We start from the raw sequence: 19,761 nt of genomic DNA, 5'->3' as shown, positions 1-19,761 counted from the left end.
GTAGACTCACGCAGTGTGTGTGCAGCGCATCTTCTGCACCCCACCCCTCGCCGTAGTCAAGGAGAGCGCGTCGTGACTCGTGAACCATCGGTCCACAGCCCGAATCTGCTCGATGACACATCCGGTCCGGAACTGGACATCAACGAGAACGACCCGCGCGAGGAATGCGGCGTTTTCGGTGTGTGGGCTCCGGGCGAGGACGTCGCCAAGATGACCTATTACGGTCTCTACGCTCTGCAGCATCGCGGTCAGGAGGCTGCCGGCATCGCCGTCGCCGACGGCTCGCAGGTGCTGGTGTTCAAGGATCTCGGCCTGGTCAGCCAGGTGTTCGACGAGCAGACGTTGGGCGCGATGAGCGGCCACATCGCCATCGGGCACTGCCGGTACTCCACCACCGGATCGACGACGTGGGAGAACGCGCAGCCCATCTTCCGCACCACCGCGGCCGGCAGCGGCATCGCTCTGGGCCACAACGGCAACCTTGTGAACACCGCCGAATTGTCGGAGCGCGCCCGCGATGCGGGAATCATGGGCCGCCCCCGTGGGACCGGTGCCACGTCGGACTCCGACATCGTCGGTGCTCTTCTCGCGCACGGCGCAGCGGACAGCACCATCGAGCAGGCCGCGATGGAACTGCTGCCCACACTGAAGGGCGCGTTCTGCCTGACCTTCATGGACGAGCACACCCTGTACGCGGCGCGTGATCCTCACGGCGTGCGCCCGTTGTCGCTCGGTCGCCTCGACCGCGGCTGGGTCGTCGCCTCCGAGACCGCCGCCCTGGACATCGTCGGCGCCTCGTTCGTGCGCGACATCGAGCCCGGTGAACTGCTCGCCATCGACGCGGACGGCGTGCGGTCGTCGCGATTCGCGGCTCCCGAGCCCAAGGGCTGCATCTTCGAGTACGTCTACCTCGCTCGTCCCGACAGTGTCATCGGTGGCCGCTCGGTCCACTCGACACGCGTCGAGATCGGCCGCCGCCTCGCGGAGGAACACCCCGCGGTGGGCGACCTGGTCATCCCCGTTCCGGAATCCGGTACCCCCGCCGCCGTGGGGTACGCGCAGGGTTCGGGCATCCCGTACGGCCAGGGCCTGATGAAGAACGCCTACGTCGGGCGCACGTTCATCCAGCCGTCGCAGACCATCCGCCAGCTGGGCATCCGCCTCAAGCTCAACCCTCTCCGCGAGGTCATCCGCGGGAAGCGACTCATCGTGGTGGACGACTCCATCGTCCGCGGCAACACCCAGCGTGCGCTCGTGCGGATGCTGCGGGAGGCCGGCGCGCTCGAGATCCACGTGCGGATCGCGTCGCCGCCCGTCCGGTGGCCCTGCTTCTACGGCATCGACTTCGCCTCGCCGGCGGAGCTGATAGCCAACGGCATGGACTCCGAGGACGGCATGCTCGAGGGCGTGCGGCAGGCCATCGGCGCCGATTCGCTGGGCTACATCTCGATCGAGGGCATGATCGCCGCCTCGGAGCAGCCCGCGACGCGGCTGTGCTCCGCCTGCTTCGACGGCAAGTACCCCATCGAGCTCCCCAAGGAGACCGCCATGGGCAAGAACGTCCTCGAGGGCATGTTGGCGACCGCAGCGGGCATCGCGATGCCCGCGGCCGTCGACAACGTGAGCGCTCTCTCGCGCCCCTGACACCCAGATGCTGATCCGGCTCGCGATCGCCGAGGCGATCGCGGCGGGAACGATCCGGGTGCAGTACCGGCGCTGGGCGAAGCGGCGCGTCAAGGCGGGTACGTGGATCCACACGCCGGCCGGTGTCGTCGTCGTGGACTCGATCTCCGAGTGCGACCCCGAGTCGCTCACGGACGACGATGCCCGCGCGGCGGGGGAGCTCTCGATCTCGGCCTTGCGCAAGGGGTTTCGGGGCGCCGACGGTGATCCCGTCTGGCGGGTCGAGGTGTCGTTCGGTGGCGGGGAGGCCGGAGGCCGGCCGGATCGGGGCGAGGACCCGCGAGTGGGGCTGCGTGCGGACGACGATCTGTCCGACGACGACGTCGCCATGGTGACCACGAAGCTCGATCGCATGGACGAGCGTGCCGACGCGCCGTGGGCCTGGCGCACCCTCGAGCTGATCCGGGAGCGCCCGGCGGTGCTGGCGGCGGACCTCGGCGCCGTGCTGGGACTCGAACGCGACGTGTTCAAGCCGAGGGTGCGACGGCTGAAGGCGCTGGGTCTGACCGAGAGTCTGAAGGTGGGATATCGGCTGTCTCCGCGAGGCGAGAAGCTGTTGGACATCAGGCGGTCGGACAGGTAAGTACCGGTCATGTTAAAAATTTCGTGTGGTTCGACACATGAACGACATGCGCACTCGGTAACGTGCCGTTCACCGAACCACCGGAACGACCCGGCCGGACGGGACGCGACGCGCGCTTCCGACACCGCGGGCCCAGACTCACGAAGGACATCCACACCATGAGCGTGCCCTCCCGAGGACGCACGGCGCGGCGCACCGCAGCCGTGTCCATCCTGTCCGTCGCGGCTCTCACCGCGGCAGCGTGCGGCTCCGGCCGCACCGACGACGGCGGCGGCGCAGGCGGTGAGGGCGGCGGCGAGGCGCTCGTCGTCGGCACCACCGACCAGGTCTACTCGCTCGATCCTGCCGCCTCGTACGACAACGGCTCGTTCACGATCATGAACCAGGTCTATCCGTTCCTGATGAACTACGCCCCCGGCAGCGACGAACTGCAGCCCGACGCCGCCGAGAGCTGCGAGTTCAGTCAGCCGACGGTCTACACCTGCACGCTGAAGGACGACCTGACCTTCGCCAACGGCCACGCGCTGACCAGCGAGGACGTCAAGTTCTCGTTCGATCGCATCGTGTCCATCAACGATCCCAACGGCCCGTCCTCGCTGCTGGCCAACCTGGACTCGGTGGCCGCGCCGGACGACAAGACCGTCGAGTTCACGCTGAAGGCCGCGAACGACCAGACCTTCCCCCAGGTTCTCGCCACCAACACCGGGCCCATCATCGACTCCGAGGTCTTCCCGGCCGACTCGATCATGGACGACAACGCGGTCGTGGCGGCCAAGCCCTTCGCCGGCCCCTACTCGATCGACAGCTACGAGAAGAACTCCCTCGTCAGCTTCTCCGCCGCGGCGGACTACAAGGGCGTGCTGGGCGAGCCCGAGACCGGATCGGTCACCCTGCGCACCTACACCAGCGCGGACAACCTCAAGCTCGACATGCAGAACAAGTCCATCGACGTCGCGTGGCGTTCGCTGACCCCGACCGACATCGAGTCGCTCGACCAGGTGGACGGCCTCACCGTCCACGAGGGCCCCGGCGGCGAGCTCCGTTACATCGTCTTCAACCAGAACACGATGCCCGGCGGCACACCCGAGCAGAAGCTCGCGATCCGCAAGGCCATGGCCGCCTCGGTGGACCGTGACGCACTGTCGGAGAACGTCTACAAGGGCACGTTCACGCCGGCCTGGTCCGTGGTGCCCAGTGGCCTCGAGGGCGCGAACACCGCGTTCAAGGACGTCTACGGCGAGGCCCCGAACAAGGACGAGGCAGCGAAGTTCCTGTCCGACGCCGGTGTGCAGACCCCGGTCGCGGTCAATCTGCAGTACAACCCCGATCACTACGGTTCCTCGTCGTCGGAGGAGTACGCGGCGGTCAAGGCGCAGCTCGAGAGCTCGGGCCTGTTCACGGTGAACCTGCAGTCCACCGAGTGGAACACCTACAACAAGGAACGCGTCGCGGACACGTACCCCGTCTATCAGCTCGGCTGGTTCCCGGACTTCCCGGATGCGGACAACTACCTGACGCCGTTCTTCGCACCGGACAACTTCCTGCAGAACCACTTCGAGAACCCCGAGATCACGGCGCTGATCGACTCCGAGCGGACCGAGACCGACCCGGCTCGCCGCTCCGAGATCATCGGTGAGATTCAGACGCGGATGGCGCAGGACTTCGTGTCCACGCTGCCGCTCCTCGAGGGCAAGCAGATCGCGATCTCGACGGACGAGGTCCAGGGTGTCGACGAGACTCTCGACGCCTCGTTCAAGTTCCGCTTCACCCCGCTCACGAAGGGCTGATCCATGGTCACCACCACGCCCGACGAGGCGTCGGTGGGGAAGCAGTCACGGGCGAGCGCGTCGTCACGCTACGGCGCGCTCGCCCGTTATCTCGTGATCCGGTTCCTGCTGATCATTCCCACGGCATGGATCCTGGTCACGGTCGTCTTCTTCCTCATGCGCGTTCTCGGCGATCCCATCAGTGCTGCCCTCGGTGGACGACTGCCCGCCGACCAGATCGCCGAACGACGCGCCGCGGCCGGTTACGACCGGCCGATCCTGGTGCAGTACTGGGAGTACCTGTCCGGTCTGCTGCGGGGAGACTTCGGTCGCTCCGCGACCAGCAACCAGGAGATCAGCGGTGTGCTGATCACCAACGGCGCGGCGACGCTGGAACTCGCGTTCTGGGCGTTGCTCGTCGCGTTCGCCGTCGGCATCCCCCTCGGCTTCTACGCCGCGACCCGCCGCGACTCGATCTCCGACGGCACCCTGCGCATCCTGGCGATCCTGTTCTACGCGGCGCCGGTGTTCTTCGTCGGCATGCTGCTCAAGCTGGTCTTCGCCGTGAAGCTCGGGTGGCTGCCGGTGGCGGGCCGGGCGAGCACCAACGTCGAACTGGCACTGCAGAACGTGTCACCGAAGACCAACATCCTGCTGATCGACTCGATTCTCTACGGGGAGCCGAGCTACACCGTCGACGTGCTGAAGCACGCCGTGCTCCCCGCGGTCGCGCTCGGACTTCTCACCGCCGGCGTGTTCCTGCGCCTGGTGCGGGTGAACCTTCTGCAGACCCTGCAGTCCGGCTACGTGGAAGCTGCGCGCGCACGGGGACTCTCGGCGCGCGTCGTCGCCCGGCGGCACGCCTTCCGCAACGCGCTCATCCCGGTCGTCACTGTGATGGGGCTGCAGATCGCCATGCTGCTGGGCGGCGCGGTGCTCACCGAGACGACGTTCGAGTGGCAAGGACTGGGCTATCAGCTCGCTCGCTACCTGCAGGCACGCGACTTCATCGCGGTCCAGGGCATCGTCACGTTCCTGGCCATCGTCGTCGCGGTCGTCAGCTTCCTCACCGACGCCATCGTGGCGATCGTCGATCCACGAGTGAGGTTCTGATGAGTATCGAGGTGAGCGTCGGCTCGATCGAGGCGCCGAAGCGACGTCGGGGTGTGCCCGGCCTGTCGATCATCCGCTCGAGTGCCGGACTGCAGAAGGCCACCATCGTCATCGGGCTCGTGCTGGTGGTGCTGTTCGTGATCATGGCGGTCTTCGCTCCGCTCATCGCGCCGTACACCTTCTCCCAGACGTCCGCCGACGGCGTGGAGTTCGCGCGCCAGGCGGCGCCGAGTGCGGACCACATCTTCGGGACGTCGGTGCGCGGAGAGGACGTGTTCTCCCGCGTCGTCTACGGCGCTCGGACCGCCCTGCTCGTCATCGTCACGTCGCTGGTGCTGTCGATCGTGGTGGGCGTTCCCCTCGGACTGCTCTCCGGCTACGTCGGCCGGTGGGTGGACCGGGTGTTGGTCCTCTTCATGGACGCGATGTACGCGTTCCCGAGTCTGCTTCTCGCCGTGGTGGTCTCGATCGTCGTGGCCGGAGGCCAGTCCAGCAGTTTCGGTGGTGTCCTCTCGGCCGCGATCGCCATCACCGCCGTCTTCGTGCCGCAGTACTTCCGCGTGGTGCGCAACGCGACGGTCTCGGTGAAGACCGAGCCCTACGTGGACGCGGCGCGGGTCACCGGCGCCGGCCCGGTGCGGATCATGTTCCGCCACATCCTCGCCAACGTCACGCAGACACTGCCGGTGATCCTCACGCTCAACGGCGCCGAGGCCATCCTGACTCTGGCGGGTCTCGGCTTCCTCGGGTTCGGCATCGAGCCGACGTCCGCGTCCGAGTGGGGATACGACCTCAACAAGGCGCTGCCGGACATCTCCAACGGCATCTGGTGGACGTCGATCTTCCCCGGCACCGCCATCGTCCTGGTCGTGCTCGGTATGACCATGGTCGGCGAGAGCGTGAGCGAGACACTCAATCCCGTTCTGAGAACCAGACGCAAGCAGAAAGATCCCTCATGACGGCCTCAGCGTCCATCCCGCAGGCGGCTCTGACCCTCGAGGCACTGTCGGTCAGCTTCGCCACCGACGCCGGGCCCGTCGACGCCGTCAAGGGAGTGAGTTTCGAGGTCTTCCCGGGCGAGGTCCTGGCCGTCGTCGGCGAATCGGGCTCCGGGAAGTCGGTCAGCGTCCGCTCCGCCATCGGGCTGCTCCCGGACACCGCCCGCGTACGCGGAACCGTCACCGTGGGGTCCCGCGAGGTGACGTCGCTGTCGGACAAGCAGTGGGCCGATCTCCGCGGCAACGCCGTGGCGATGGTGTTCCAGGAACCCGGCAGCGCCCTCGACCCGCTGTTCACCGTCGGTTTCCAGATCGTCGAGGCCCTGCGAGCTCACGCCGGACCGGACGGGAAGGTGCTGGACAAGAAGTCCGCCCGCGTCCGGGCGATCGAGTTGCTCACCATGGTGGGTCTGCCCGACCCGGAGCGGCGATTCGGCTACTTCCCGCACGAGTTGTCCGGTGGCCAGAAGCAGCGTGTGATGATCGCGATCGCCATCTCGTGCGAGGCGAAGGTGATCATCGCGGACGAGCCGACGACGGCACTCGACGTGACCGTGCAGGCCGAGATCCTCGACCTGCTGCGCGACCTCAAGGACCGTCTGGGTTGCGCGATCGTGCTGATCACGCACAGCATGGGCGTGGTGGCGGACATCGCCGATCGGGTCGTCGTCATGAAGGACGGCGAGGTGGTCGAGGAGGCACTCGTCCACGATCTCTTCGCTGCGCCGAAGGCCGACTACACGAAGACGTTGCTGGCGGCGGTCCCGACGCTCGATCCCGTGGTCACCGATCGCACCGTCTCGGACGAGGTGGTGCTGTCGGTGCGCGATCTCGTCGTGCAGTTCCCCGGCGGCATCGGTCAGCCCGTCTTCCGGGCCGTCGACTCGGTGACCTTCGATCTGCACCGCGGTGAGACCCTCGGTCTGGTGGGGGAGTCCGGTTCGGGCAAGTCCACCATCGGCCGTTGCGTGGCCGCACTGCAGAAGCCGACGTCCGGCTCGGTGGACGTCCTCGGTCAGGACGTGGGCAGGCTGCGGGGGTCCGCGCTGAAGAGTCTGCGCAAGCGTTTCGGATTCGTGTTCCAGGATCCGTCCACGTCGCTCAACCCCCGACTGACCGTCGGCCAGTGCATCGCCGAGCCGATGATCGTGCACAAGGCCGGGTCGAAGGCGGACATCGCGCGCACGGTCGTGGAGTGGCTCGATGCGGTCCAGCTCCCGAAGGGCACGGAGAAGCGGTACCCGCACGAGCTGTCGGGGGGTCAGCGTCAGCGGGCATCGCTGGCGCGGGCACTCGTCCTGAAGCCGGATCTGCTGGTCGCCGACGAACCGACCAGCGCGCTGGACGTCTCGGTGCAGGCCGCGGTTCTCGACCTCTTCGAGGAACTGCAGACCGAACTGCACTTCGCGTGCCTGTTCATCAGTCACGATCTCGCCGTGGTCGACCGCCTCGCGCATCGGGTGGCGGTGCTGCGGGGCGGCGCCGTCGTCGAGCTCGGGACGCCCGGACGGATCCTCCGGGATCCGGCGGAGGAGTACACCAAGCGCCTGATCGCGGCCATTCCCAGGCCCGAGGTGACACGAGACCGGAAGGACCGATAGGCCTCCGGTACCGTTAGGGCCGCATCCGACCCTCCCGGGTACTCACACACAGATCAGGCTGGAGCAGTACACCCATGACCGATGACACCCACCAGCCCGGCGCAGGAGCCTCGTACGCAGCGGCAGGAGTGGACATCGAAGCCGGTGATCGTGCCGTCGAGCTGTTCGCGCCCCTCGCCAAGCGGGCGTCGCGACCGGAGGTCATGGGCGGTCTCGGTGGGTTCGCCGGCCTGTTCGCGCTGAAGGGCGGATACCGCGAGCCGCTGCTCGCCGCGTCCACCGACGGTGTGGGCACCAAGATCGCGGTCGCGCAGGCTCTGGACAAGCACGACACGGTGGGACTCGACCTGGTCGCGATGGTCGTGGACGACCTCGTCGTCTGCGGCGCCGAGCCGTTGTTCCTGCAGGACTACATCGCGGTGGGGCGCGTGGTGCCCGAGCACGTCGCGCAGTTGGTCAAGGGCATCGCCGACGGCTGCATCCTGGCCGGATGCGCACTGCTGGGCGGCGAGACCGCCGAGCACCCCGGCATGATGGCGGACGGCGAGTACGACCTGTCCGCGACGGGTGTCGGCGTCGTCGAGGCCGACCAGGTACTGGGCCCGGACCGGGTGCGTCCCGGCGACGTGGTCCTCGCGATGGGGTCCTCGGGACTGCACTCCAACGGCTACTCCCTCGCTCGCAAGGTTCTGCTCGACATCAGCCGCATGTCGCTCACCGGTCATGTCGAGGAGTTCGGCCGCACGCTCGGCGAGGAGATGCTCGAACCCACCCGCATCTACGCCAAGGACTGCCTCGCCCTCGCGGCGGAGACGGACGTGCGGACGTTCTGCCACGTCACCGGTGGTGGCCTGGCTGCCAACCTCGCTCGCGTCATGCCGAAGGGCCTCGTCGCCGAGCTCGATCGCGGAACGTGGAGCCCGGCTCCGATCTTCGCGATGATCGCGCAGCGCGGACGCGTGGAGCGCGAGGAGATGGACCGCACGTTCAACATGGGCGTCGGCATGGTCGCGATCGTGGCACCCGAGGACGTCGACCGCGCCCTCGCCGTGCTCACTGCTCGCCACATCGACTGCTGGACGCTGGGGACGGTCAAGAAGTCCGCCGACAGCGGAACCGACGAGCGCGCCGTGCTGACGGGTAATCACCCGCGTTTCTAGGTTCTCGTTTGTCGCAGGACTGGTCGGGCACCCGACCGGCATGACGACGTACGACGGATTCGACACCCTCCCGATCGCCGGTCAGTGGCGAGTGGGCCGAGACGGCCGCACCGCCGACGACCTGAACCCGTACTCGGGCGACGTCCTGACCACCCTCCCGCTGGCCGATGCGGCCGACGTCGACGCAGCGTTCACGGCGGCGAGCATCGCGCAGCGGGACTGGGAGTCCACGCTCCCGACCGAGCGTGCGGACGTGTTCCACCGCGCAGCGCGCATCATGGAGGAGCGCAAGGACGAGATCGTGGACTGGCTCGTCGCGGAGGTCGGCGCCATCCGCCCCCGCGCCGAGTGGGAATGGCTGGCCGTCCGCGCGGTGATGCTCGAATCGGCGAGCTACCCCACTCGATCGGCCGGGCGCATCCTCCCTGCCGCCCTGATCGACGGCAAGGAGAACCGCGTGTACCGGCGGCCCCTCGGCGTGGTCACGGTGATCAGTCCGTGGAACTTCCCGATGCAACTGTCCGCCCGCTCGGTGGCGCCCGCGCTGGCGCTCGGCAACGCAGTGGTGCTGAAGCCCGCGAGCGACACCCCCGTCACCGGCGGACTCCTGCTGGCCAGAATCCTCGAGGATGCCGGGTTGCCCGCCGGCCTGCTGTCCGTCGTCGTCGGCAAGAGCAGCGAGATCGGTGACGCCGTGACCTCGCATCCCCTCACACGGCTCGTGTCGTTCACGGGTTCGACGCCCGTGGGGTCGGGCATCGCGGCGTCGGCGCCGCTCACCAGAATGTCCCTCGAACTCGGGGGCAACGGGCCTCTGGTCGTGCTGGAGGACGCGGACGTCGAGGCAGCCGTGAACGCGGCGGTCTTCGGGTCGTTCTTCCACCAGGGTCAGGTGTGTATGGCGACCAACCGGGTGATCGCGGTCGATGCGGTGCACGACGAGGTGGTGGACCGGCTCACCGAGCGGGTCCGGTCACTGCGCACCGGCGACCCCGCCGATCCCGACACACAGATCGGCCCGATCATCAACGACGCGCAGGTGGAGTCGATTCTCGACCGGATCTCTCGCGCGGAGTCGGACGGCGCGGAAGTCCGCGTGCGCGGGGAGCGTTCGGGACCGGCCGGGCGGGTGCTGGGCCCACATCTCGTGCTAGGGACGAACGGCGTCGCGACCGCCGCCGAGGAGGTGTTCGGACCCGTCGCCACGGTGATCCGGGCAGACGGGGAGGACGACGCCGTCCGGATCGCGAACGACACCGAGTACGGGCTCTCCAGCGCGGTGTTCTCGCGAGACGTCGGGCGTGCGGTCCGGGTGGCGACGAGACTCGAGGCCGGAATGACACACGTGAACGACACCACGATCAACGACGAGCCCAACACCGCGTTCGGCGGCGAGAAGAACTCGGGCATCGGTCGTTTCGGCGGCGAGTGGGCCATCGACGAGTTCACCACCGACCACTGGATCAGCGTCCAGCACACGCCGCGACAGTATGCGATCTGACCTCGCGTGAAGAACCTCGCACACACGACCGTGCGGGGCGTCCCTGAGTCGGAACGCCCCGCACGGTCGTGTGTGCGATGTGAGGATTCCCCCCGTGTCAGGGGTGCGGTCAGCGCCGCCAGTCGTCGTAGTCGTCATCGTCGTGTCGGGACGGCTCCCGATCGGCGATGCCGTTGCGGTGCGAGTCGGGGGAACCTGTGAGCTCTCGTTGGAGACTCTCGAAGTCCGTGGACGGTGAGCTGTACTTGAGCTCACGTGCAACTTTGGTCTGCTTTGCCTTAGCCCGGCCGCGGCCCATGGCTAACCCCCTCGCGAGTAGCGGGGCGGCCTGGGATTTTTTGGCGGCCCCGTCTGATTGTGTGTTCTTCCTGCCCACACTCTAGCGTGCGAATCGGGTCTGCGCTTCCACCGGCGCCGGTGTCACACCGACGGTGCGCGCCGCGCCGCCCGGGCCGCCATGTCGCGGGCCTCGCGGTAGACCTTGGGCGCCAGATCGGGGGTGTTCAGAAGGATCTGCATCGCCTCCGCCGACACCCCGGTGAAGAGGTCCCGCACGGTGACTCCGTGGTCGGGAACGGACACGATCTCGATGTCGTCGCCCGCCGAGAGCGCGCCGACTCGCACGACGCGCAGGTACGCCCCGACATCGCCCCGCGCGGTGAAACGCTTGACCCAGGTCTTCTCGCCCGTCCACCGCGCGAAGGCGGCACACGGGCGCCGCGGAATGGTCACCTCGAGCTCGGCGGTGCCCACCGACCAGCGCGTTCCGACGACCGCATCGGTGACGGGCAGTCCGCTCACGCGCAGGTTCTCACCGAACCACCCCGCGGGAACCTCTCGGCCGAGTTCCTCGGCCCACCTGTCGGCCTCGGCCTCGTCGTACGCGTAGACCGCCTGGTCCGCGCCGCCGTGGAAGGTGACGTCGCAGGAGCGATCACCGTGCAGGCCGAGCTCGGTGACGTCGACCGGTCCGGACACCGCTCGCTTGTCGATGGCGGAGTCGACCACCGCCGGCCGAGAGATGGGGTGGATGGTGTGCACGACGCACACCGACAGCACGCGTCCCGACGGGGCCGGCTGCGTCACCGGCCGCGCAGCCGATCCACCGCGGCGCGGCCCGCCTGGACCGCGGTGTCCAGGACGTAGGAGTCGGGATCGATCGAGGCGGCACACGGCCCGGCGTCGAGCGTGGTCTCCACCGGCACCGCGCGTTTGATCTGAGCGAGCGCGATCGGTCCGAGCTCGAAGTGATCGACGACGGTGCCGATGCGGCCCACGGACCGGCCGCCGACGGTGACGTCGTCGCCCGTCTCCGGTCGACCGTCCGCGGAGCCGTCGAGGTGCAGCAGGACCAGTCGGCGCGGCGGCTTGCCCAGATTGTGGACGCGCGCCACCGTCTCCTGTCCGCGGTAGCACCCCTTCTCGAGGTGGACGGCCCCGAACTCGGTGACCCCGCCGATCCAGCCGACCTCGTGGGGAATCGTGCGGTCGTCGGTGTCGAGACCGAGGCGTGGTCGACCGGACTCGACGCGCAGCGCCTCGAACGCCCAGCTGCCCGCCTCACGCGCACCCGCGACGACGAACTTCGCCCACCACTCGTCGAGACGGTCGGCGGGGACCAGGACGTCGAAGGAATCGGTGCGGGTCGGCCACGGCATCCGGCGGACGAGACCGGCGTCGGGGTTCGCGGCGTCGAGCGGCAGGGCGTCGTACGGCATCGCGGGCACCTCGGCGCCCACCGCTCGCAGGATGGAGCCGGCCTTCGGGCCGAGCAACGCCACGACGACCCGTTCGCTGCCGCGACGCGGCGCGGCCTTCGACCAGAACACCATCTTCGACAGGAAGGCGAGAAGGTCCGGTCCGCGGTCCGCCTCGGTGTCGATCCAGGTGGTGCCGCCCAGGTCGGTCATGACCATGTGGTGTTCGACGCGCCCGTTGACGTCCAGGCTCAGGTTCTCCGCGGAGGCTCCGTCGGCAAGCGTCGCGACGTGCTGGCTGGAGATGGTGTGCAACCAGGTCAGTCGCTCCTCGCCGGTGATCGCGATGACGAACCGGTTCGACCGATCGACGACCGCGGCGGTCGTGACGGCGGCGTGCTGCTCACCCAACGGATCCCCGTAGTGCCAGGCGGTTCCACGATCGGGACCGTCCTGGGGTGCGGCCACCGCGCCGGGGCGGGCCAGAACGGGGGAGGAGTACAGGCCAGGGGTCTCGGACACCCCACCAGTCTAGGAGCGGACTGCCCGGTCCGGCCACGGCACTACCCTCGGGGCCATGACTTCACGCGTGGTGGTGACCCTGGACGGTGCCGTGCTCGATCCGACCGAGCCTGTTCTGCATGCCGACGACCTGGCGGCGGTGCGCGGGGACGGCATCTTCGAGACCGTGCTGATCCGCGAGGGTCGGGCGTGCCGACTCGACGCCCACCTCGCCCGCCTCACCCGGTCGGCGGCCATGCTCGACCTCGCGGAACCGGACGTCGACGCATGGCGGCGCTCGGTGGACGTGGCACTCGCGCAGTGGGAGAAGACCGGTGGCGGCGAGGGTGCGATGCGGCTGCTGCTGAGCCGGGGGCGCGAGGGGGCGGACGATGCCGAGACGGCGCTCGTCATGGTCTCCGCCGTCGCCGATCGCGTCACCCAGGCGCGCGCGGAGGGCGTGTCGGCCCTGACCCTGAACCGGGGTTTCTCCATCGACGCGACACAGCAGTCGCCCTGGGCGCTGCTCGGTGCGAAGACTCTGTCCTACGCCACCAACATGGCGGCCCTGCGCCACGCGGCACGAGAGGGTTTCGACGAGGTCGTGTTCCGCAGTATCGAGGGGCAGGTGCTCGAGGGTCCACGGTCGAGCGTGCTGGCCGTGGTGGACCGCCGCATGGTCACGCCGCCGGTGGAGCACGGGGTGCTGCGCGGCACCACGGTGGACGCTCTCTTCGAGGTCGCGGGCGACGCCGGCTTCGACTGTGCGCACGAGCCGTTGCGGGTGGCCGATCTGATCCTGGCCGACAGTGTCTGGCTGATCTCCTCCGTCACGCTGGCCGCGCGCGTGCACACGCTCGACACCACGCACCTCAAGGAGATGCCGTCGGACCGCGTCGTGCGCGAACTGGTGGACACCGCCGTCGCGCGTTGACGCGCGCCACAGGTAACGGTGGACACAGTCCATCGCCTACTACTACGCGTAGTAGTAGCGTCGGCCCCGTAGGCAGGATCCCCGCCTCGCAGCCGACGACAAGAAGCTGGTCATGGACGCACTCGATGTCTCACGATGGCAGTTCGGAATCACCACCGTCTATCACTTCCTGCTCGTCCCGCTGACCATCGGACTCGCTCCGATCGTCGCCGCGATGCAGACCATGTGGGTGATCACCGGCAAGGACTCCTGGTATCGGCTCACCAAGTTCTTCGGCAAGCTCTTCCTCGTCAACTTCGCACTCGGCGTCGCCACCGGCATCGTCCAGGAGTTCCAGTTCGGCATGAACTGGTCCGAGTACTCGCGGTTCGTGGGCGACGTCTTCGGTGCGCCGCTCGCGCTCGAGGGCCTCGTCGCGTTCTTCCTCGAGTCCACGTTCCTCGGGCTGTGGATCTTCGGGTGGCAACGGCTGCCGAAAGTCGTTCACCTGGCGACGATCTGGCTGGTGGCCATCGGGGTCAACGCCTCCGCCTACTTCATCATCGCCGCGAACTCGTGGATGCAGCACCCGGTGGGGGCCGTCTACGACCCGGACACGGGGCGTGCCGAGCTCGTCGACTTCTGGGCCATGCTCACCAACAACACGGCGCTCGCGGCGTTCCCGCACGCGGTGGCCGGATCCTTCCTCACCGCAGCGACATTCGTCGCCGGCATCGCCGGGTGGTGGATGGTGCGCAGCGCACGTCGCGGCGACGTCGGTCCCTCGTCGGAGGCCCGCTCCATGTTCCGCCCCGCGGCCCGGCTGGCATTCGTCGTCATGATCGCCTCCGGCGCTGCACTCGCGATCACCGGAGACGTGCAGGGCAAGCTGATGTTCGAGCAGCAGCCCATGAAGATGGCATCGGCAGAGTCGCTGTGTCACACCGAGACCGGCGCCTCGTTCTCGATCCTCACCATCGGCACCCACAACAACTGCGACAGCGTCCAGCACATCGTCGCGATCCCCGGCCTGACGTCGTTCCTCGCGAAGAGCGACGTCGACGCGACCGTCCAGGGGGTCACCGAGCTGCAGCAGCAGTACGAGGAGCAGTACGGACCGGGTAACTATCGGCCCAACCTCTTCGTGACCTACTGGGCCTTCCGGATGATGATCGGCCTCGCCGCCGGGTCCGCCGTGCTCGCAATCGCCGGCCTGTGGGTCACTCGAGGTGGCCGAGTTCCGGACCAGCGCTGGTTCTCCCGGCTCTCACTGCTCGCGATCCCGACACCCTTCCTGGCGAACAGTGCGGGCTGGATCTTCACCGAGATGGGCCGCCAACCCTGGATCGTCGCGCCCAACCCCAGCGGAGTCGACATGATCCGCCTGACGGTCGACCAGGGCGTGTCCGACCACCCCGTCGCTCTGGTGGCGGCGTCCCTCGCGACGTTCACCGTCCTCTATGCCGGGCTCGGTGCCGTCTGGTTCCTGCTCATGCGTCGCTACGTGCAGGCAGGTCCGCTCGAGCACGACAGGCACCCCCACGACGACGACGGTGACGACACCGACGCCGACGCCCGCCCGCTGTCGTTCGCCTACTGACCCGCCGGAGACATGATCATGGGAACGCCCGAATTCTGGTTCGCCGTCGTCACCGCATTGTTCGTCGGATACTTCGTTCTCGAGGGCTTCGACTTCGGGGTCGGCATGCTCATGCCCGTTCTCGGTCGATCCGGCCGGGACGACGCCGAGACCCGACGTCGCGTCGTGCTCAACACGATCGGTCCGGTGTGGGACGTCAACGAGGTGTGGCTCATCACGGCGGGAGGAGTGCTCTTCGCGGCCTTCCCCGAGTGGTACGCGACGCTCTTCTCCGGCTTCTATCTGCCGCTGCTGCTGATCCTCGTGGCGCTCATCCTGCGTATCTGTGCCATCGAGTACCGCGGCAAGATCGACGACCCCGTGTGGCGGCGTCGGTGCGACCTCGGTATCGGGATCGGTTCCTGGGTGCCCGCGGTGCTGTGGGGCGTCGCCTTCGCGAACATCGTGCGCGGTGTCGCCATCGACGCGGACAAGAAGGTCACCTCGGGACTGTTCGACCTTCTCACTCCCTATGCGCTGCTGGGTGGTGCGACCACGGCGATGCTCTTCGCGTTCCACGGTGCCGTGTTCATCGCCCTCAAGACGGCCGGCGAGGTTCGAGCGGACGCATCGAGACTCGCTGCGGCACTGATCGTTCCGACCGTGGTGGGCGCCGGGGTGTTCGCACTGTGGACTCAGCTCGCGCACGGGAAGGGCTGGACCTGGTGGATCGTCGCCGCTGCCGTGGCAGGGCTGGTGACGGCAGCGGTGGCCGTGCTGCGCGGGCGAGACGGATGGGCCTTCGTCGGCACCACCGTGACCATCGGCGGAGCCGTGCTGTTGCTCTTCTGCTCACTGTTCCCGAACGTGATGCCCTCGACCATCGACGGCGCGTTCTCGCTGACCGTCGACAACGCGTCGTCCTCCGCGTACACGTTGCGCATCATGGCGTGGCTGTCGGCGATCGTGGCACCGGTGGTCCTGGCCTACCAGGGCTGGACCTACTGGGTCTTCCGTCGACGCATCTCGACGACGCAGATCCCGGCGTCCATCGGCCTGGCGAGCACCCGATGACCGCGACGAGGCGGCCCCGGGGACCGGTCGACCCCCGGTTGTGGCGCCGGTCGGTGCCCGTCCGTCGTCACCTCGTGGGGTCGGTGGCGCTCTCCCTGGTGACGACCGCGTGTGTCGTCGTCATCGCCGTCGTCGTCGGGACCGTGCTGGGCGGCGCGGTCACCGACCCGACCCGTCGGACGGTCGGAGCCTGGACCACCGAGCTGACGGTCCTGGCTGCCGCCGTGCTGGTCCGCGTCCTCGCGTCGTGGGCGCGGTCGAGGTACGCGCACCGCTCGGCGGTCCGAGTCGTGCGCGGGTTGCGCGCGGACATGCTGGACGCGGCCACGACGACGCGCTCGCGCGGCGGGGAGGATCGGGGCGAGTGGTCGACGGTGGTCACGCGTGGTCTCGACGGACTGGCGCCCTACCTCACCGACTACGTCCCGGCCCTCGTCCTGGCGGCGACCGTCACGCCGATCGCGACCCTGGTGATCGCGTTCGTCGATCCGCTCTCCGCGGTGATCGTGGCGGTCACACTCCCGACGGTCCCGGTGTTCATGGTGCTGATCGGTCTGATGACCCGCGGGCGGTCCCGACGAACCCTCGACGCGATGACGCGACTGTCCTCTCAGCTGATGGACCTGCTCGCCGGAATCCCGACACTGCGCGCACTCGGCCGGCAGGACGGGCCGGCCGCGCGGGTCGGCGAACTCGGGGACGAGCACCGCCGCCGGACGATGGCCGCACTGCGCGTCGCCTTCCTCTCGTCCATGGTGCTCGAACTGCTGGCCACGCTCGGCGTCGCACTCGTCGCGGTGTCGATCGGTCTACGCCTCGTGTACGGCGACATGGAGCTGGCGCCCGGCATCATCGCGCTCATTCTGGCGCCCGAGGTCTACCTGCCGCTGCGCACACTCGGTGCCGCCTTCCACGCGTCCGAGGACGGTGCGGAGGCCGCGGGACGTACCTTCGCTCTGCTCGAGAGCGCCGAGTCGCAGGCGCCGCATGACCAGCGGACGGCCGCGCCGCCCACCGGTCCGGTCACCGTCGTCCTGACGAACCTGTCGGTCCGCGGGCGGGACGGGTGGGCACCCCGCCACCTCGACGCGACGTTCCGGGCGGGACGGGTGACGGTGCTGACCGGCGCCAACGGGACCGGGAAGTCCACGGTCCTGGCGTCCGTTCTCGGGCTCGTCGATCCCGACGAGGGGTCCGTCTCCCTCGTGGGCTCCGACGGGGTGCGGGTCGACCTGTCGACCGTCGACCTCGACCGGTGGTGGCGCCGTGTGACCTGGCAGCCGCAGCGTCCGGCCGTCGTCGCCGGATCCGTCGCCGACAACCTCGACCTCGGGGCGCGTGGTGACGTGGCCGAAGCTGCTCGCGCCACGGGGTTCTCGTCCGTCCTGGCGTCCCTGCCCCGCGGAGCCGCGACGATGCTCGGCGCCGGGGGAGTGGGACTGTCCGTCGGAGAAGCCCAGCGGTTGGCCCTGACGCGCACTCTCGCCGCGACGGAATCCGTCGTGCTCCTGGACGAACCGACCGCCCACCTCGACCCGGAATCGGCGCGTCGGGTGCTCGGGTCCCTGCGGGCCGCGGCCGACGGCGGCCGCACCGTCGTCATCGTGGGGCACACGCCCGAGGTGCTCGCCGCCGCGGACACTGTCGTGCACGTGGACCGAGCGGCGGTGTCGGCATGAGCGATCTGACGCGGGCACTGCGGCTGCTCGACCTGCCGCCGGGGCGCGTCGCGCGGGCCGTGGCGGCGGGAGTCGCGACGCTGGGCAGTGCACTCGCGCTGTCCGCGCTCTCGGCCTGGCTCATCACGCGGGCATGGCAGATGCCGCCGGTGTTGCACCTCTCGGTGGCCGTGGTCGCGGTGCGCGCGCTCGGCATCACGCGCGGCGTGTGTCGGTATCTGGAACGACTGGCCACTCACGACGTCGCACTGCGCGGGACCGTCCGTGCGCGGTCCACCCTGTACCGCGATCTGTCGCAGGGTGATTCGGCCACGGCGGTGACGACGCGGCGAGGGGATCTCCTCGTGCGGACCGGCGCCGACGTGGACGCCGTCGGCGACGTGGTGGTGCGCGCCCTCGTTCCCGTCGCCGTCGCCGCGGTGGTCTCGGCCCTCGCGGTCGGACTCGTCGCCGTGTGGTCCCCTGCCGCGGCAATCGTCCTGGCGGTCGCGCTGCTCGTCTCCGGGGTCGTGGCGCCCTGGTCGAGCGCCAGGGCCGAGCGGGCCGTCGCCCATGATCTCGTCGCTGCGCGAGCCGACTTCGCCGCCCACGCCGTCACCGCGATCGACCACGCCGCCGAACTCCGGGTGTCCGGGCGACTGGCAGACGTGCGACGCCGCGCCGACGAGGCCGACCGCGCCGTCGGTGCCGCGCAGGACCGCGCCGCCGGGTGGTCCGCCCTGTCCGCCGCGGCGACCCCGCTGTCGATGGGAGTCGCGGTGCTGGGCGCCCTCGCCGTCGGCATCTCGGCGTACGGCACCGCATCGGGGTTCGCGGGCGGCACCGACCCCACCGGGCTCGCCGTCGTGGTGCTGGTTCCGCTCGCCGCGTTCGAGGCGACGGGTGCGATACCCGCCGCCGCGGTGGCGTGGGTGCGCGGATCCGCGGCGGCTCGGCGGATCATGGCTCTCGTGGACGAGGCCCGCTCCGGGCCGGCGGTGACGCCGAAGGACGACCCGTCGCCGTCGCCGTCGCCGTCGGTGCGCCTCGAGGTGTGCGACGTCGTCGCAGGCCGCGGCGGATCGCGGACCGCGCCGGTATCTCTGGTGGTGGAACCCGGTGCGCGCCTGGCGATCAGCGGACCCAGCGGCGTCGGCAAGTCCACGCTCGCCATGACGATCGCGGGGCTCGTCGCCCCCGCCGCGGGCGCCGTGCTCGTCGACGGCAGGTCCGTCGGCGAACTGTCCGAGGACGCGGTGCGCCGGACGGTGTCCTACGTCGCCGAGGACGCCCATGTCTTCCGGACCACCGTTCTGGAGAACCTCCGTGTGGTGCGCGGTGACGTGACCGAGACGGAGGCGACGGCGGCACTCGACCGGGTCGGGCTCGGCGACTGGGTGCGCGCACTGCCCGACGGTGTGCACACGGACCTCGACGGCGGCGCGGAGGTGCTGTCCGGCGGACAGCGTCGCCGACTGCTGCTGGCCCGCGCGACGCTCTCGCGGGCGGCGGTGATCATCGTCGACGAGCCCACCGAACACGTGGACGACGTGTCCTCCGCCGCGTTGCTCGCCGCGATGCTCGATCCCGACGGTGGACTGTTCGATCGGGCGACGACCGTTCTGGTCGTGACGCATCGACCGGTGCCGACGGGCGTTCGAGTGGTGACCGTGAGCGGTGAACGTCAGGTGTGTTCGCTCACGGAAAAAGACGTTGCCGACCGGGCTGATCCACGCGTAGCGTCGTCTGTACACGAGAGAGGAGGTGGTCTGGAATTGTATGACTCTTGGACGCGTGAGGTGGCTGCCCGCTAGCCGCAACCGCTGACGGTTCTTCTCTCACCGCGCGAGCGGCGGGCGAATACCAGGCAGCTACCCGACCCCCGAGCCCTCGGTCCGTCCAGACCGAGACCCGTACTCCTGCAACGGTGTACC

16 protein-coding genes are annotated in these 19,761 nt (G+C 69.1%); 13 read left to right on the top strand and 3 right to left on the bottom strand.

Annotated elements, in window-relative coordinates:
• Window positions 1-72: 72 nt before the first annotated feature.
• The 8 genes from purF (at window position 73) to OG947_RS05825 (ending at window position 10,405) form a co-directional block, all read left to right on the top strand.
• Window positions 73-1,644 (top strand): amidophosphoribosyltransferase, encoded by a 1,572-nt coding sequence (purF, locus tag OG947_RS05860; protein ID WP_328810284.1) that lies wholly within the window; start codon window positions 73-75, stop codon window positions 1,642-1,644.
• A 7-nt stretch (window positions 1,645-1,651) separates the two neighbouring features.
• Window positions 1,652-2,266 (top strand): ASCH domain-containing protein, encoded by a 615-nt coding sequence (locus tag OG947_RS05855; RefSeq protein WP_328813318.1) that lies wholly within the window; start codon window positions 1,652-1,654, stop codon window positions 2,264-2,266.
• 158 nt (window positions 2,267-2,424) lie between these two features.
• Window positions 2,425-4,053 (top strand): ABC transporter substrate-binding protein, encoded by a 1,629-nt coding sequence (locus OG947_RS05850; RefSeq protein WP_328813317.1) that lies wholly within the window; start codon window positions 2,425-2,427, stop codon window positions 4,051-4,053.
• A gap of 3 nt (window positions 4,054-4,056) precedes the next feature.
• Window positions 4,057-5,145, top strand: a complete 1,089-nt coding sequence (locus OG947_RS05845) for an ABC transporter permease (protein ID WP_081821062.1) — start codon at window positions 4,057-4,059, stop codon at window positions 5,143-5,145.
• The gene (locus OG947_RS05840; protein WP_222627862.1) at window positions 5,145-6,104 is read left to right on the top strand and encodes an ABC transporter permease; all 960 of its coding nucleotides are present in this window, start codon (window positions 5,145-5,147) and stop codon (window positions 6,102-6,104) included. The genes OG947_RS05845 and OG947_RS05840 overlap by 1 nt, the downstream gene beginning before the upstream one ends.
• Window positions 6,101-7,744: an ABC transporter ATP-binding protein gene (locus OG947_RS05835; RefSeq protein ID WP_328813316.1), complete on the top strand. Its 1,644-nt coding sequence runs from the start codon at window positions 6,101-6,103 to the stop codon at window positions 7,742-7,744. The genes OG947_RS05840 and OG947_RS05835 overlap by 4 nt, the downstream gene beginning before the upstream one ends.
• Window positions 7,745-7,818: 74 nt before the next feature.
• The gene (gene purM / locus OG947_RS05830) at window positions 7,819-8,904 is read left to right on the top strand and encodes a phosphoribosylformylglycinamidine cyclo-ligase (RefSeq protein ID WP_027504286.1); all 1,086 of its coding nucleotides are present in this window, start codon (window positions 7,819-7,821) and stop codon (window positions 8,902-8,904) included.
• Between the two features lie 40 nt (window positions 8,905-8,944).
• Window positions 8,945-10,405 carry an aldehyde dehydrogenase family protein gene (locus OG947_RS05825; protein WP_328813315.1) on the top strand — a complete coding sequence of 487 codons (1,461 nt, stop codon included), beginning with the start codon at window positions 8,945-8,947 and terminating at the stop codon, window positions 10,403-10,405.
• A 109-nt stretch (window positions 10,406-10,514) separates the two neighbouring features.
• On the opposite strand, the gene OG947_RS05820 is transcribed toward OG947_RS05825, so the two are convergent.
• The 3 genes from OG947_RS05820 to ygfZ form a co-directional block, all read right to left on the bottom strand.
• Complete coding sequence (locus OG947_RS05820) at window positions 10,515-10,703, bottom strand: DUF3073 domain-containing protein (RefSeq protein WP_081821107.1); 189 nt, start codon at window positions 10,701-10,703, stop codon at window positions 10,515-10,517.
• A gap of 122 nt (window positions 10,704-10,825) precedes the next feature.
• Window positions 10,826-11,491, bottom strand: a complete 666-nt coding sequence (locus OG947_RS05815) for an MOSC domain-containing protein (RefSeq protein ID WP_056446733.1) — start codon at window positions 11,489-11,491, stop codon at window positions 10,826-10,828.
• Complete coding sequence (ygfZ, locus tag OG947_RS05810) at window positions 11,488-12,624, bottom strand: CAF17-like 4Fe-4S cluster assembly/insertion protein YgfZ (RefSeq protein ID WP_328813314.1); 1,137 nt, start codon at window positions 12,622-12,624, stop codon at window positions 11,488-11,490. The genes OG947_RS05815 and ygfZ overlap by 4 nt, the downstream gene beginning before the upstream one ends.
• A gap of 55 nt (window positions 12,625-12,679) precedes the next feature.
• Between ygfZ and OG947_RS05805 the strand changes: the two genes are divergently transcribed.
• From OG947_RS05805 to cydC, 5 genes are all read left to right on the top strand, one after another.
• The gene (locus OG947_RS05805) at window positions 12,680-13,537 is read left to right on the top strand and encodes an aminodeoxychorismate lyase (protein ID WP_328813313.1); all 858 of its coding nucleotides are present in this window, start codon (window positions 12,680-12,682) and stop codon (window positions 13,535-13,537) included.
• Between the two features lie 112 nt (window positions 13,538-13,649).
• The gene (locus OG947_RS05800) at window positions 13,650-15,116 is read left to right on the top strand and encodes a cytochrome ubiquinol oxidase subunit I (RefSeq protein ID WP_328813312.1); all 1,467 of its coding nucleotides are present in this window, start codon (window positions 13,650-13,652) and stop codon (window positions 15,114-15,116) included.
• 18 nt (window positions 15,117-15,134) lie between these two features.
• Window positions 15,135-16,169 (top strand): cytochrome d ubiquinol oxidase subunit II, encoded by a 1,035-nt coding sequence (gene cydB, locus OG947_RS05795; RefSeq protein WP_328813311.1) that lies wholly within the window; start codon window positions 15,135-15,137, stop codon window positions 16,167-16,169.
• A complete protein-coding gene (gene cydD / locus OG947_RS05790) occupies window positions 16,166-17,848 on the top strand; it encodes a thiol reductant ABC exporter subunit CydD (protein WP_328813310.1) in 1,683 nt (560 codons plus the stop codon). The genes cydB and cydD overlap by 4 nt, the downstream gene beginning before the upstream one ends.
• Window positions 17,845-19,641: a thiol reductant ABC exporter subunit CydC gene (gene cydC / locus OG947_RS05785; protein ID WP_328813309.1), complete on the top strand. Its 1,797-nt coding sequence runs from the start codon at window positions 17,845-17,847 to the stop codon at window positions 19,639-19,641. Before cydD ends, cydC begins: the two co-directional genes overlap by 4 nt.
• The last annotated feature ends 120 nt before the right edge of the window (window positions 19,642-19,761 follow it).

It is taken from the genome of Rhodococcus sp. NBC_00297, assembly GCF_036173065.1.
GTDB lineage: Bacteria > Actinomycetota > Actinomycetes > Mycobacteriales > Mycobacteriaceae > Rhodococcoides.
This window is presented reverse-complemented; position numbering and strand designations above follow the sequence as displayed.

Excerpts from the sequence above, each read along its gene's own strand:
- OG947_RS05855 (WP_328813318.1), top strand. The coding sequence starts at position 1,652 with ATGCTGATCCGGCTCGCGATCGCCGAGGCGATCGCGGCGGGAACGATC.
- OG947_RS05850 (WP_328813317.1), top strand. The coding sequence starts at position 2,425 with ATGAGCGTGCCCTCCCGAGGACGCACGGCGCGGCGCACCGCAGCCGTG.
- OG947_RS05845 (WP_081821062.1), top strand. The coding sequence starts at position 4,057 with ATGGTCACCACCACGCCCGACGAGGCGTCGGTGGGGAAGCAGTCACGG.
- OG947_RS05840 (WP_222627862.1), top strand. The coding sequence starts at position 5,145 with ATGAGTATCGAGGTGAGCGTCGGCTCGATCGAGGCGCCGAAGCGACGT.
- OG947_RS05835 (WP_328813316.1), top strand. The coding sequence starts at position 6,101 with ATGACGGCCTCAGCGTCCATCCCGCAGGCGGCTCTGACCCTCGAGGCA.
- purM (WP_027504286.1), top strand. The coding sequence starts at position 7,819 with ATGACCGATGACACCCACCAGCCCGGCGCAGGAGCCTCGTACGCAGCG.
- OG947_RS05825 (WP_328813315.1), top strand. The coding sequence starts at position 8,945 with ATGACGACGTACGACGGATTCGACACCCTCCCGATCGCCGGTCAGTGG.
- OG947_RS05820 (WP_081821107.1), bottom strand. The coding sequence starts at position 10,703 with ATGGGCCGCGGCCGGGCTAAGGCAAAGCAGACCAAAGTTGCACGTGAG.
- OG947_RS05805 (WP_328813313.1), top strand. The coding sequence starts at position 12,680 with ATGACTTCACGCGTGGTGGTGACCCTGGACGGTGCCGTGCTCGATCCG.
- OG947_RS05800 (WP_328813312.1), top strand. The coding sequence starts at position 13,650 with ATGGACGCACTCGATGTCTCACGATGGCAGTTCGGAATCACCACCGTC.
- cydB (WP_328813311.1), top strand. The coding sequence starts at position 15,135 with ATGGGAACGCCCGAATTCTGGTTCGCCGTCGTCACCGCATTGTTCGTC.
- cydD (WP_328813310.1), top strand. The coding sequence starts at position 16,166 with ATGACCGCGACGAGGCGGCCCCGGGGACCGGTCGACCCCCGGTTGTGG.
- cydC (WP_328813309.1), top strand. The coding sequence starts at position 17,845 with ATGAGCGATCTGACGCGGGCACTGCGGCTGCTCGACCTGCCGCCGGGG.